Raw genomic sequence first — 13354 nt, forward strand, 5'->3', positions numbered from 1 at the left:
ATGAATGCTACATTTATCAAATGGAGTAAAGTTACCTTGATTTCTATTTATTTAGTAATCATAGCAGGTGCTACGGTACGTATGACAGGCTCTGGAATGGGCTGTCCCGATTGGCCAAAATGTTTTGGATATTACATTCCACCTACAGAAGAAGCTCAATTGATTTGGAATCCAGATCGAAGTTACAACAAAGGTCAAGTAATCATAAAAGACGAAAAATTGTGGGTTGCCAACGAAAATCTTTCACCTTCGCCACAGTACAATCCTGAAAATTGGAACGAATATACCAAGCATGATTATGCTATATTCAACGTTTATCATACTTGGACAGAATATATCAATCGATTGTTTGGAGCGTGGGCAGGTATTGCCTGTTTAGTCCTTTTTGTATTGGCTATACGTACCCAAAAAATGACTTTTATCGTTTGGTCGGGAATTGCTTTGTTTTTGTTGGGATTCAATGCGTGGTTGGGAGCAACAGTGGTTTTTTCGGTATTGAATCCAGTGAAAATCACTACCCATATGATTGCTGCTTTGCTCAATGTAGCTGCCGTCATTTATTTGATACATTTAGCAAAAAAACAACCCAAGAAAACCTACAGTAAACAATTTTTCAACCTATCGTGGATTGCCTTGATTTTAACATTGATTCAGATAGGTTTAGGAACACAAGTACGACAATACATTGACCAATTTTCCCACAGTGGAATGGTAGAAAAAAGTTTGTGGTTGAGCAATCCCGATGTGTTTTTTTACATTCACCGTACATTTTCTTATGTTATTTTAGGAATCATAGCCTATTTGTTTATGGTAAATAAAAAACAAAATTTGCAACATTCCACAATTTACAAAATTGTAGGATTGGTAATCCTTGAAACCATAATAGGAATCATTATGCAATATGCACATTTCCCATTTGGTACACAAGCTTTGCATTTGGTTTTTGCAGCTATTTTGTTTGGATATATGATGAAATTATCGTTGGAGGCGAGCAGGTAGCAAAACGTATTGATATAATTATTAAATTTGCGATTTTAATCAAAAAATGAAAAAACTACTGATTTTACCCTTTGTGGGATTGATACGATTTTATCAAACGGCAATTTCGCCATTTACACTATCGAGTTGTAGATTTTCGCCTACATGTTCGCAATATACATTAGAGGCGTTACAAAAACACGGACTCATCAAAGGCGGTTGGTTGGGAATAAAACGCATCTTGAGTTGTCATCCGTGGGGAAAATCAGGCTATGATCCAGTACCGTAGGTATATCACATCGATATTTCATATTAGGAGATTGATACTTTAGTTCTCTATCTCTAATACTATCAGGCTTTAATTTGCGAAGTAACTTAATTAAAAAAAGATTATGATTTGGAATCCATCAGAAGGAATCTCAATAGGTGGTTTTACCTTGAGATTCTACAGTTTAATGTTTGTAATAGCCTTTTCATTAGGTTCTTACATCATGAAAAAAATTTACGATAGAGAAGGTCGTACACAAGACGAATTAGATAAATTAGTTCTCTATACATTTATTGCAACACTTTTAGGAGCAAGGTTGGGGCATGTGTTTTTCTATGATTGGGATTATTTCAAAAACCATTTGTCGGAAATATTATTCCCGTTTAAATTTTCTCCGTTCGAGTTCACAGGTTTTGCAGGATTGGCAAGTCATGGGGCAGCGGTAGGAATCATTATAGCGATGATTTATTATCAAAAATCGGTTGTAAAAGATCGTCCATTGTTGTGGATTTTAGACCGTGTGATTTTACCGATTACGATTGGAGGAATGTTTGTGAGATTTGGAAATTTTTTCAATTCAGAAATTTATGGACACATTACCAATTCGAGCAATCCATTTGGAGTAAAATTTATCCGTGAAAGCGAATTTTGGAGAGAAAAAGGAATTTCAGCTCAAATGATTACACAGCAAAACGACCCAAACGAAGCTTATCATTTGATTGCTACTGACCCAAGATTTGCAACTGTATTGGAAGAAATACCATTCCGTCATCCTACGCAATTGTACGAAGCAGCAGGATATTTGGTATTGTTTTCGGTATTGTTTTTCCTGTATTGGAAAACCAATATTCGTCAATATTTAGGAAAAATGTTCGGAATATTCTTGGTGTTCTTGTGGGGAATTCGTTTTGCAGTAGAATATGTAAAAGAAAGCCAGGGAGGATTTGAATCTGTATTGGGAATATTTTCAACAGGTCAATGGTTGAGTATTCCATTTATCATCGCCGGAATTTATTTGTGGGCAACAGCGAAGCGTGTAGGGGCGAATAGCAATTCGCCCAAATAAATTGTAAGGGCGAATAAATATTCGCCCCCTACAAAAAATTAAAATAATAAATAATTAAAAATAATAATTAAGTTCAACGTGTTTGATAGAATAATAATCTTAATACTTGATACTTAATTCTTAATTCTAAAAAAAATGAAAGCAGGAATTGTAGGATTACCAAATGTAGGTAAATCAACTTTATTCAATTGTTTATCAAACGCAAAAGCACAGAGTGCCAATTTTCCGTTTTGTACGATTGAACCCAACATCGGAGTAGTAAATGTACCCGACCCAAGATTGGAAAAATTAGAAGAATTGGTAAAACCAGAAAGAGTTTTACCTGCAACTGTAGAAATTGTTGACATTGCTGGCCTTGTAAAAGGAGCTAGTAAAGGAGAAGGATTAGGAAATCAATTCTTAGGAAATATCCGTGAATGTCATGCAATTATCCATGTATTGCGTTGTTTCGACAATGAAAATATTGTGCATGTGGACGGAAATGTAAACCCTATCCGAGATAAAGAAACAATTGATATTGAATTGCAATTAAAAGACCTTGAAACAGTAGAAAAACGCTTAGAAAAAACTCGCAAAGCGGCTAAAACTGGAAACAAGGAGGCTCAAGCAGAAACGGCATTGTTGGATAGAATCCGCGAAGCCTTGTTGGCAGGAAAATCGGCTCGTACTGTAGAACCACAAAATCAAGATGAGGAAGAATTGATACAATCCTTCCAATTGATTACTACAAAACCTGTTTTGTATGTGTGTAATGTGGACGAAACAGCGGCAGTAAACGGAAACCAATATGTTGATCAAGTAAAAGAATTGGTAAAAGACGAAAATGCCGAAGTGTTGATCTTGGCAGTTGCTACAGAAGCGGATATTACCGAATTGGAAACTTACGAAGAGCGTCAAATCTTTTTGGAAGATATGGGATTGACAGAGCCAGGAGTTTCAAAATTGATTCGTTCGGCTTATAAGTTGTTGAACTTACAAACTTATTTCACGGCAGGAGTAAAAGAAGTAAGAGCATGGACTATTCACATAGGAGATACTGCACCAAAAGCAGCAGGTGTCATTCACTCAGACTTTGAAAAGGGATTTATCCGTGCAGAGGTTATCGCTTATGATGATTATGTACAATACGGTTCGGAAGCCAAAGTAAAAGAAGCAGGAAAACTCCGTGTAGAAGGAAAAGAATACATCGTAAAAGACGGTGATGTGATGCACTTCCGTTTTAATGTGTAAAAAAGCTGTAGGCGATAGCCTTTAAGCAGGATGCAGGAAGCAGAACAACGAAGTGTTTAAACAAATAAATGAAATTATCTCGATTTTTAAATTTAGTTTTATTTCACGCTGATTAAGATAGATTTTTATGATTTTTACTATATGATATGATTTTCGCTAATGTTTTTTTGATTTATCAAAAAAACAAAATCTGAGGCAATCTGCTTTAAACCATAGGTTTAATCGTTTATAAGTGTTATTTTCTTAAATCATTTCAGAAAAAAATCTGTGATTATTTGCGAAATCTGCGTGAGACAAAAAAGTGAAGACGACTTCAATGATAACGGCTATTCAATTTAGTGTTGAATGGTCGTTTTTTCATTGAATAAATGTAATATTTTCGTATTTTTTCATTACTTTGATCTTTTAAAGAGATGTTGTAAGTGTACGCAAGAAATCTCGTTTAATCTAAATTTTTATGCAAGAAAAATCACTTATTAAACAAAATATTTTACAATCTGTTGATTTTAAAGGTGTTGCTAAATGTAAATTTTATCAAGAAACTGGAATAACTCGCGGTATTCTTGACCAAAATAATGGAATGAGTGAAGAAAATACGTTAAAATTTCTCGCTTATTATCCAGAAGTAAATGTCGAATGGTTACTTACAGGTAATGGCTCTATGCTTAAAAGTGAGCAACCCCAACCATCGAAAGAACTAATAAATGATAATGAGATAGTCGCTTTGTTAAAAGAAAAATTAGAGGACAAGCAAAAACAAATTACCTTATTAGAGGAAAACAAAGCCTTGTTACAAGAAAAAGTAGCCAAGTTAGAGTCTGAGATACAGGCGTTAAAGTCGGCACAAAGTAAGTCAGTCAATAAATCCAGCCAACCAAGTCAATCCCAACCTCTTATTCGATCACGCCGTTAATTATTGCCCTGCCTGTGGATTTAATAGTACCAATTTAGGTGAGGCGTAGTGTGTAAATAATATGTTTTATAACGCCGTGTGTAAATAAAAAAATATCTATTTTTATCCAAATTATTAATTATCAATATTTTACATAAAAATATTTATGTAAATACGTGTTATTAAAGGGGGGTGAGTTTTTGTAAAACGCTTAAATCAGCTACTTTTTTAGCTGTTAAATACCTTTCAGTAGGTTTTAAAAAATTTAGTTTTGCAACCCCAACTGCAACCCCAACTCAAAAAATAGGTTTTTTAGGGGTGGGTACTACCATTTTCGTAGGCTCACGTAAATGGTCGCTCGGCAGGTCCAAAAGTGGGGGCGTTTGAGTATAAAAAAAGCCCCAAAAGGGGCGGTTTTATTGGGGTTATGTACATTTTATGGGGTTTTCTTTGTTGGGCTGTACAAAAGGCTTATATTCGTACAATAACCCACATAAAAAAGTGACATTTTTTGCATATAAATGTACAGTTTTGTACATTTTGTTTTTTGTACATTTCCGTTTTTTTTGGTTGTAACTCCTTTGTTTTTACGGATTTCAAAGGCTTTTTTTATTGTATCTTTTGTACATTACATTTTACTCCCCCCCCCCTATAAAAGTTTGGAACCCAAATGATAAGGATAAAGAGGAGTTGAAAGGGAGGTGATAACTAACTTTTGTTATGCTAATTATATTTATTTCAAATTTATAACCATTCCTATTATTTATTGTTGTACCTTTGTAGCTGTTTTTTAAAATTTTATATGAATACATTCAGAGAATTAGGATTGAATGAATCGTTGTTACAAGCGATTCAAGATATGGGATTTGAAACCCCTTCAGAGGTACAACAGAAAGCTATTCCAGTGCTTTTGCAACAAAAAACAGACATTGTTGCATTGGCACAGACGGGTACCGGTAAAACAGCGGCTTTTGGTTTTCCTCTTATCCAAAACATTCAGGCAGAGAGCAAAAGCACGCAGGCATTAATCCTATCGCCTACTAGAGAATTGTGTTTGCAAATTACTAACGAAATCAAGCAGTATTCTAAATACATCAAAGGATTGCATACTGTGGCAGTGTATGGTGGAGCAAGTATTACCGAACAAGCACGTGAGGTGAAAAAAGGTGCTCAAATCATCGTGGCTACTCCTGGTAGAATGCAAGATATGATTAATAGAAACTATGTGAATATCAAAAACATAGAAATTTGTGTGCTTGACGAAGCCGACGAAATGCTCAATATGGGCTTTTACGAAGATATTACTTCTATACTTGCAGACACTCCAAAGGATAAACAAACTTGGTTGTTTTCTGCTACGATGCCAAACGAAGTGGCAAAAATCGCTAAAGAGTTTATGCACAAGCCTCAAGAAATTACCGTAGGACACAAAAATCAAGGTTCTACCAATGTTTCTCATGAGTATTATTTGGTAGGTGCAAGAGATCGTTACCCAGTATTGAAGCGTATTGCAGACATGAATCCAGAGATTTTCTCGGTGATTTTTTGTCGTACCAAACGTGATACGCAATCAATTGCAGAAAAGTTAATCGAAGATGGTTACAATGCAGCGGCATTGCACGGAGATTTGTCTCAGGCACAACGAGATAGCGTAATGAAATCGTTCCGTCAGCGTCAGATTCAAATGTTGGTAGCTACTGATGTAGCAGCTCGTGGAATTGATGTGGATGATATTACCCATGTAATTAATTATCAATTGCCAGACGAAATCGAAACCTACAACCACCGCTCGGGACGTACAGGTCGTGCGGGTAAAACAGGAACTTCGATTGTGATTATTACTAAAAGCGAATTCCGTAAAATCCAACAAATTGAGAGAAATCTCAAAACAAAATTCATCGAAAAAGACATTCCAAAAGGTATCGAAATTTGTGAAGTGCAGTTGTTGCATTTGGCAAACAAAGTTACAAAAGTGGAAGTAGCCGATGAAATGGATCAGTATTTGCCAAAAATCGAAGAATTGTTGAGCGGATTTACCAAAGAAGAATTGATTCGTAAAATGTTTGCGGTAGAGTTTAACCGTTTCTTGGAATATTACAAGAAAAACAGCAACCTCGAATCGCCAAAATCTTCAAAAGGAAAACGCGATGGAGGAGAGACAAACAACGATGGAACGGTGAGATATTTCTTAAATTTAGGAAGTAGAGATAATTTCGATTGGATGAAATTGAAAGATTTCTTGAAAGAAAACCTCGATTTAGGAAGAGATGATTTGTTTAAAGTAGATGTAAAAGACAGTTTCTCATTCTTCAATACAGATGCCGAACACAGCGATCGCGTAATGGATATTTTGAACAATTTGCATTATGAAGGTCGTTGTGTAAATGTAGAAATTTCTACAAACACAGGCGGAGGTCGTTCTTCGAGAAGAGACCGAGGAGGCGATAGAGGTAGAGACAAATCTCCAAGAAGAAGAGAATCTATTTCAGATAAAGCTTCATCAAAATTTGGAAGAAGACGCGAAGAAACACGAGCTCCAAAAAACGAACGCACCAGCAGAAGAGGTGATCGCCCAAGAAGGAGTAAGTAAAAAACTGTTAATTTATTCGTAACACGATACAGAAGTGTAAAATAACTCGTACATTTGAGAATATTATTATTCAAAACAAATGATGAGAAATTTTACACTTTTAATTTTGTGTATGTTGAGCATTACCACTATGGCTCAACAAAAATTGCATGGAATTGTTAGAAATTTACATACAACAGACCCAATGTCAAAGGTTTCGGTCATCAATATGACTACATTAGAAGTTGTAACAACAAGTTCTAATGGGGATTTTATCATTTCTGCACAAAAAAATGATGTATTGCATATTTCAAAAGCCGGATTTGTGACACTAAAGACTATCGTTGATGACGAATGGATAAACGAACAAAAGAAAGCTATTTTTTTAAGTGAGGATATTGAGGAGTTAGAAGAAATTATCATCAATAATTTGCGATTGACAGGAATATTGCAAATAGATTCACGATTGATTGCTTTTGACGAATTGCCTTATACCAAAGATTTGAGCATAACAGGATATACGCCTTTTACAGGGGTAGATGTTATTGGAAGTATCTATAGAGGTGTAAAAAATAAATCAGCAAAACAACAGCAAATCAAACGATTACAGGAAGAAAATCAGATTATGGAATTGATGAAAACAAGATTTGATAGAGAATTGGTTTCGAGTTTGTTGGATATCGATAAAACGAAAATCATCGATTTGTTAAAAACTTGCAATCATACCGAAGATTTTATTTATACAGCAACAGATTATCAAATTTTTGATGCATTAAATAATTGTTTAAAATAAAATTCAAATCCCTTTTTATATATAGTAAAAAGGGATTTTTTATTGGTTAAAATTTTTTGTTTTAAAGTACTATCACTTTATAAAATGAAATATTTTTCCTACTTTTGAAGGTTGAAATCATTACACATATAAAATATTCAATTCAGATGAATCACATTATAAAAAATGCTACATTAATAGCTAAAAATCATCCGTTACACAATCAAAAAATAAACATTCATATTGTAAATGGTGTCATAGAAAAAATTTCAAAAGATGCCATTGATGTAAAAGATGCTACTGTTATTGAAAAAGAAAATCTTCACATTTCTGAGGGTTGGATGGATAGTTCGGTTTCGTTTGGCGAACCTGGATTTGAAGACCGCGAAACCATTGCCAATGGATTGACCGTAGCTGCAAAAAGCGGATTTTCTCATGTGGCAGTAAATCCAAACAATCAACCGGTTACAGACAATATTACTGCGGTAAAATACTTGATTAGTGAGGGAAGAGACAATGCAACTACACTTTTGCCAATTGGTGCTTTGACCAAAGAAGAAAAAGGTTTGGATTTGGCTGAAATGTACGATATGCAAAACTTTGGTGCTGTGGCATTTGGAGATTATAAAAAATCAATTGAAAACGCCAATTTGTTGAAAATCGCTTTGCAATATGCTCAAGATTTTGATGCAACGGTACAAACATTTTGCAACGATGCAACCATTAAAGGAAAAGGTGTGGTACACGAGGGAATTGTTTCTACTCGCTTGGGATTGAAGGGGATACCTTCTTTGGCAGAGGAAGTTATCGTAGAGAGAAATCTTTCGCTTTTAGCTTACACAGGCGGAAAATTGCACATACCAACGATTAGTTCGGCAAAATCTGTAGAATTGATTCGTGAGGCAAAACAACAAGGCTTGAATGTTACATGTAGCGTAGTGGTTCACAATTTGGTATTGACAGACGAAGTTTTGGACGGATTTGATACAAGATTCAAAGTATTTCCTCCATTGAGAGACGAAAATCACAGAAAAGCTTTGATTGCAGGAGTAATCGACGGAACGATTGATTGCATTACTTCAGACCATTATCCGTTGGACATCGAACATAAAAAAATGGAGTTTGATTTAGCAAAAAACGGAACCATTGGTTTAGAATCAGCATTCGGAGCATTGAATACCGTATTGCCTTTGGAGGTAATTGTAGAAAAATTAACCGCTGCAAAACGCATTTTCAAAGTAGAAAAAACGGAGATTGAAGAAGGAAAACCAGCTTGTTTCACATTGTTCAATCCAGAGGGAATTTCTACATTTGACAAAGAAAATATCTTGTCAAAATCTAAAAATTCAGCTTTTATAGGTCAGGAATTGCAAGGAAGTGTTTACGGAATTATCAACAACGGAAAAATAGTTTGTAACTAATGAAAAATCAAACAGGTAAGGACGGAAAGTTGGCGGCAATCATTGCACATTTAACCTTTTTAGGCCCAGTGATTGCGTGGTTTATCAATCTAGATGAAAAAGATGCTTTTGGAGCGTTTTACATTCGTCAAAACTTAGGATTGGTTGCCTTGTTTTTCGTTTTGGGAGCGTTGGTGGCGATGATTCCCAATGAATTTGCGTTTTATGGATTTAGCTTGTTTATTTCCGTTTTATGGTTGTATAGTTTTTCAGGAGCTATTTCCAACCAATACCGTTTGATACCTATTTTTGGAAATTTGTTTCAAAAGTTGTTTGCAAGAAGATAGTTAATCGAGTTAAATTTTTCTCACACAGATTTCACAGATTGATACAGATTTTTTTAATTAACAGCATTAAAAACGATAACACCTACGATTTAAAACAGATTATCGCAGATGTTTTTATGTATAAAAAATCAACTTAACTAATATTAATTGCTAAAAAAATGAGTTATAGAATTTGCGTAAATTCGTGAAATCTACAAGAGGAAACTCAAGAGAAGCTTAAAAAAATAAAAATCATGTCTTTACATTATATACTAAAAAAACCCAAAACTATCAAAGAAAAAAATCCGTTACTATTGTTGTTACACGGATTTGGTAGCAATGAAGAAGATTTGTTTTCATTTGCAAGTGAGCTGCCCGAAGACTATTTTGTTATTTCGGCGAGAGCTCCTAAAGAATTGTACAATGGAGGTTATGCGTGGTTTGATATACAATTTGATATTTATGGAAACAAAACCACTAATGACCAAGAAGCCTTGGTTGCCAAGCAACAAATTATTGATTTTATAGACGAAATCATAGAAAAATATCCAATCGACAAAGAAAATGTCAATTTGATAGGCTTTAGTCAAGGAGCGATTTTGAGTTATGCCATTGCCTTGACTGTACCAGAAAAAGTGAATAAAATTGTGGCATTGAGCGGATATTTCAAAGAAAATTACATCACGGATTATTTACCAGACGAAGCCTATAAGGACTTGTCGTTTTTTGTATCGCATGGTACAGTAGATCAGGTGATTTCGATAGACGAAGCACGACAAATAGCACCGATTTTGGAAAAGCGAAATATACAATACGAATATCACGAATACCCCGTAGGACACGGAGTTTCTCCTAAAAACTTTTTTGATTTTAAAGCTTTTTTGGAGAGGGAGTAGTATTTTTTGCATCACAACTTCGCCAAAGTTTTCAACATAATCCTGATAACTTTGGCGAAGTTTTTTTATTTTTTTTTAACATATATTTCCGATAGCTATCAGAAACAAAGTTTTTCTACACACAACAATCTATGTTTTCTTTAAAAGCGTAGCGTCTAATATTATTGCAAAGTTAGTTCTATGTTTCTACTGTTTCCTATGTGGATCAAAAATAATCTACCCCACAGGTGTAAAATAAGCGTCAATCTCTAAAATCTGCGAGAGAACTTTAAAAACGTAGAGTCTTTGTTTCCTCTAAAAGCAAAGCGTCTCTGTTTTTCAGTAGTGAAAAGAAAATCTAAAATCCTAAGTAGAAAAAAATGAAAAAAATCTGTGCAAATCTGTGAAAGAAACCTTTTCGAAGAAAACAAAAATTGCCTATTCACAAATAAAATAGTAGTTTTGAGCTAAATTTTAATAAAATGAGCGGAAATACCTTTGGAAAAAATTTTCGATTGACGACTTTTGGCGAGTCACATGGTGTAGTTATTGGTGGAATCATCGATGGTTGTCCGTCTAATGTTGTGTTGAATTTTGAAAAAATTCAACAAGAATTGGATAGACGCAAACCTGGGCAATCAACCCTCGTTACACAACGAAAAGAGTCGGATACTGTTTCATTTTTATCAGGAATTTGGGAAGAAAAAACCACAGGAACGCCCATTGCTTTTCAAATCTCAAATGAAAATGTAAAATCGAAAGATTACGATGTTTATGCCGATGTGTTTCGTCCAAGCCATGCCGATTATACCTATTTTCAAAAATATGGCATTAGAGATTATAGAGGAGGAGGTCGTAGCTCGGCTCGTGAAACCGCTTGTAGAGTAGTTGCGGGTGCTATTGCTAAACAATTGATTCCAGCTATTGAAATTCAAGCATTTACTTCGTCGATTGGTAAGATAAAATTAGAAAAAGATTATACTCATTACGATTTATCAACCGTAGAACAATCGTTGGTTCGCTGTCCTGATGCTGAAAAATCAGCCGAAATGGAAGCATATATTCAAAAATTGAAAAAAGCAGGTGATACCACTGGTGGTGTGATTACCTGCGTGATAAAAAATGTTCCCATTGGTTTAGGAACTCCTATTTTCGACCGTTTGGAGGCAGATTTAGCAAAGGCAATGTTGTCTATCAATGCGTGTAAAGGTTTTCAAATAGGAAGTGGTTTTCAAGGTACGGAATTATTGGGAAGTCAGCATAATGATTTGCAAAACGAAGACGGAACTACAAAAACCAACCACGCAGGTGGAATTTTGGGTGGCATTTCCAACGGAATGGATATATATTTTGATGTCGCATTCAAACCCGTTGCCACTTTGTTACAAAAACAAAACATGCTTTCCAAAGACGGAACTATCGTGGAAGTGCAAGGAAAAGGCAGACACGATGCCTGTGTAGTACCTCGTGCTGTTCCTATTGTCGAAGCAATGGTTGCGTTGGTATTGGTAGATGCAATGTGGGAATTTAATAAAAGATAATCATGTTGGAAATAAACGAATTGAGAGATTTTTTGGACGAAAAAGTAGATTATTACAATTGTCCAAAATTTATTGAAACCGACCCTATACAGATTCCTCATAGTTTTCAGTTGAAAGAAGATATTGAAATATCTGGATTTTTGACCGCACAATTGGCATGGGGCAATCGGAAAATGATTATTTCCAATGCGAAGAAATTGATGAGTATTATGGGAAATAGTCCATATGATTTTATTATGGAATATAATGATAACCAAGAAGATAAAATTGATTTTGTACATCGGACGTTTAGCAGTGTAGATTTGGATTACTTTTTTCGTTCGCTTAAAAACATTTATCAAAAATATAATGGATTGGAAGCAGTTTTTTCACTAAATAATTCAAAGGAATTGCAAAGTAGAATATCTGAATTTAAACAATTGTTTTTTGAATTGGAACACCAGCAACGCACTGAAAAACACTTGTCTGATCCTGCAAAAGGTTCGGCAGCCAAGAGGATTAATATGTTTTTGAGATGGATGTGTAGAAAAGATGATAGAGGAGTCGATTTTGGAATATGGAATAGTATTTCGCCTTCAGAATTGTCGTGCCCTTTAGATGTACATTCGGGAACGATTGCAAGAAAATTAGGATTGATACAACGCAAACAAAATGATCAAAAAGCGTTGAAAGAATTGGATGATAATTTGAGAATATTAGATGCCAATGACCCAGTGAAATATGATTTTGCTCTTTTTGGATTGGGGGCAATTGAAAAATTTTAAATAAAATGTCCGAAGAGATCGATATCTTTTCGGACATTTTATATTTTACAACTTGAAATACAGTTTTTTATATAACATTTCTCTTACACCTTCGTTCCATTCAGGTTTTAGAATACTCAAAACCATTGTATCTCTACGTTCGCCCGATGGAGTGATGGCATTTCCTCTCAAAACCCCTTCGATTTCGCAACCAATACTTCTTAAAGCGTTGATACTGCGTACATTTTCTGTATATGCTCTATATTCGATACGATGCATATTCATAAACGAAAAAGCAAAATCCATCAAGAGAAATTTGCAATGTTTGTTTACATACGTTCCTTGAAATTCTTTGCCATACCAAGTGTAACCAATTTGCAGACGATTGTTATGTAAAAACACTTCGGTAAAACGTGTGGCACCACACAAACGTTCTTTCAACTTGTCATAAACAACAAAAGTATATTCTTGTTCCAATGCACGTTTTTCGAGTGCAATTTCAATATATCTGCGTAAATTTTCTGGAGAATCGGCTTTTACCATCGAAAATTGCCAAATTTCAGGTTCATTGGTAGTGAAATAAAGTAACTCATCATAATGTTCCATTGAAAGAGGTACTAATTTTACACAGTCGTTTTCCAAAATATAATCTTCCGAAAAAGAAAAAGTAGTCATTTAATATGTAAGGGAATTA

At 34.7% G+C, this 13354-nt stretch carries 13 protein-coding genes; 12 read left to right on the top strand and 1 reads right to left on the bottom strand.

What is annotated here, in order from left to right; all coding sequences use genetic code 11:
* The 12 genes from AB4865_RS08520 (at nucleotide 1) to AB4865_RS08575 (ending at nucleotide 12681) form a co-directional block, all read left to right on the top strand.
* Entirely contained in the window at nucleotides 1-999 is a 999-nt protein-coding gene (locus AB4865_RS08520) for a heme A synthase (RefSeq protein ID WP_372472853.1), read from the top strand.
* 46 nt (nucleotides 1000-1045) lie between these two features.
* Nucleotides 1046-1267, top strand: coding sequence for a membrane protein insertion efficiency factor YidD (gene yidD / locus AB4865_RS08525; RefSeq protein ID WP_372472854.1), 222 nt, complete (start codon nucleotides 1046-1048; stop codon nucleotides 1265-1267).
* Nucleotides 1268-1370: 103 nt separating this feature from the next.
* Nucleotides 1371-2312 (top strand): prolipoprotein diacylglyceryl transferase, encoded by a 942-nt coding sequence (gene lgt / locus AB4865_RS08530; RefSeq protein WP_372472855.1) that lies wholly within the window; start codon nucleotides 1371-1373, stop codon nucleotides 2310-2312.
* Between the two features lie 135 nt (nucleotides 2313-2447).
* The gene (ychF, locus tag AB4865_RS08535; RefSeq protein WP_372472856.1) at nucleotides 2448-3542 is read left to right on the top strand and encodes a redox-regulated ATPase YchF; all 1095 of its coding nucleotides are present in this window, start codon (nucleotides 2448-2450) and stop codon (nucleotides 3540-3542) included.
* A 457-nt stretch (nucleotides 3543-3999) separates the two neighbouring features.
* Complete coding sequence (locus AB4865_RS08540; RefSeq protein ID WP_372472857.1) at nucleotides 4000-4455, top strand: hypothetical protein; 456 nt, start codon at nucleotides 4000-4002, stop codon at nucleotides 4453-4455.
* Nucleotides 4456-5236: 781 nt separating this feature from the next.
* Nucleotides 5237-7024 carry a DEAD/DEAH box helicase gene (locus AB4865_RS08545; RefSeq protein ID WP_372472858.1) on the top strand — a complete coding sequence of 596 codons (1788 nt, stop codon included), beginning with the start codon at nucleotides 5237-5239 and terminating at the stop codon, nucleotides 7022-7024.
* Between the two features lie 79 nt (nucleotides 7025-7103).
* Entirely contained in the window at nucleotides 7104-7796 is a 693-nt protein-coding gene (locus AB4865_RS08550) for a hypothetical protein (RefSeq protein ID WP_372472859.1), read from the top strand.
* 146 nt (nucleotides 7797-7942) lie between these two features.
* A complete protein-coding gene (locus AB4865_RS08555) occupies nucleotides 7943-9196 on the top strand; it encodes a dihydroorotase family protein (protein ID WP_372472860.1) in 1254 nt (417 codons plus the stop codon).
* Nucleotides 9196-9522, top strand: coding sequence for a hypothetical protein (locus AB4865_RS08560; protein ID WP_372472861.1), 327 nt, complete (start codon nucleotides 9196-9198; stop codon nucleotides 9520-9522). Before AB4865_RS08555 ends, AB4865_RS08560 begins: the two co-directional genes overlap by 1 nt.
* A gap of 233 nt (nucleotides 9523-9755) precedes the next feature.
* Nucleotides 9756-10397, top strand: a complete 642-nt coding sequence (locus tag AB4865_RS08565) for an alpha/beta hydrolase (protein WP_372472862.1) — start codon at nucleotides 9756-9758, stop codon at nucleotides 10395-10397.
* A 461-nt stretch (nucleotides 10398-10858) separates the two neighbouring features.
* Nucleotides 10859-11917 (top strand): chorismate synthase, encoded by a 1059-nt coding sequence (aroC, locus tag AB4865_RS08570; protein ID WP_372472863.1) that lies wholly within the window; start codon nucleotides 10859-10861, stop codon nucleotides 11915-11917.
* 2 nt (nucleotides 11918-11919) lie between these two features.
* The gene (locus AB4865_RS08575; RefSeq protein WP_372472864.1) at nucleotides 11920-12681 is read left to right on the top strand and encodes a TIGR02757 family protein; all 762 of its coding nucleotides are present in this window, start codon (nucleotides 11920-11922) and stop codon (nucleotides 12679-12681) included.
* A gap of 45 nt (nucleotides 12682-12726) precedes the next feature.
* Here the strand turns inward: AB4865_RS08575 and AB4865_RS08580 are convergent, their stop codons facing one another.
* On the bottom strand, nucleotides 12727-13335 hold the full coding sequence (locus tag AB4865_RS08580; protein WP_372472865.1) for a GNAT family N-acetyltransferase: 609 nt from the start codon (nucleotides 13333-13335) through the stop codon (nucleotides 12727-12729).
* Between the last annotated feature and the right edge of the window lie 19 nt (nucleotides 13336-13354).

It is taken from the genome of Capnocytophaga sp. ARDL2 (assembly GCF_041530365.1).
Lineage (GTDB): Bacteria > Bacteroidota > Bacteroidia > Flavobacteriales > Flavobacteriaceae > Flavobacterium.

What these genes read in the sequence shown, in the direction of transcription:
- AB4865_RS08520 (WP_372472853.1), top strand. Translation starts at nt 1, where the DNA reads ATGAATGCTACATTTATCAAATGGAGTAAAGTTACCTTGATTTCTATT.
- yidD (WP_372472854.1), top strand. Translation starts at nt 1,046, where the DNA reads ATGAAAAAACTACTGATTTTACCCTTTGTGGGATTGATACGATTTTAT.
- lgt (WP_372472855.1), top strand. Translation starts at nt 1,371, where the DNA reads ATGATTTGGAATCCATCAGAAGGAATCTCAATAGGTGGTTTTACCTTG.
- ychF (WP_372472856.1), top strand. Translation starts at nt 2,448, where the DNA reads ATGAAAGCAGGAATTGTAGGATTACCAAATGTAGGTAAATCAACTTTA.
- AB4865_RS08540 (WP_372472857.1), top strand. Translation starts at nt 4,000, where the DNA reads ATGCAAGAAAAATCACTTATTAAACAAAATATTTTACAATCTGTTGAT.
- AB4865_RS08545 (WP_372472858.1), top strand. Translation starts at nt 5,237, where the DNA reads ATGAATACATTCAGAGAATTAGGATTGAATGAATCGTTGTTACAAGCG.
- AB4865_RS08550 (WP_372472859.1), top strand. Translation starts at nt 7,104, where the DNA reads ATGATGAGAAATTTTACACTTTTAATTTTGTGTATGTTGAGCATTACC.
- AB4865_RS08555 (WP_372472860.1), top strand. Translation starts at nt 7,943, where the DNA reads ATGAATCACATTATAAAAAATGCTACATTAATAGCTAAAAATCATCCG.
- AB4865_RS08560 (WP_372472861.1), top strand. Translation starts at nt 9,196, where the DNA reads ATGAAAAATCAAACAGGTAAGGACGGAAAGTTGGCGGCAATCATTGCA.
- AB4865_RS08565 (WP_372472862.1), top strand. Translation starts at nt 9,756, where the DNA reads ATGTCTTTACATTATATACTAAAAAAACCCAAAACTATCAAAGAAAAA.
- aroC (WP_372472863.1), top strand. Translation starts at nt 10,859, where the DNA reads ATGAGCGGAAATACCTTTGGAAAAAATTTTCGATTGACGACTTTTGGC.
- AB4865_RS08575 (WP_372472864.1), top strand. Translation starts at nt 11,920, where the DNA reads ATGTTGGAAATAAACGAATTGAGAGATTTTTTGGACGAAAAAGTAGAT.
- AB4865_RS08580 (WP_372472865.1), bottom strand. Translation starts at nt 13,335, where the DNA reads ATGACTACTTTTTCTTTTTCGGAAGATTATATTTTGGAAAACGACTGT.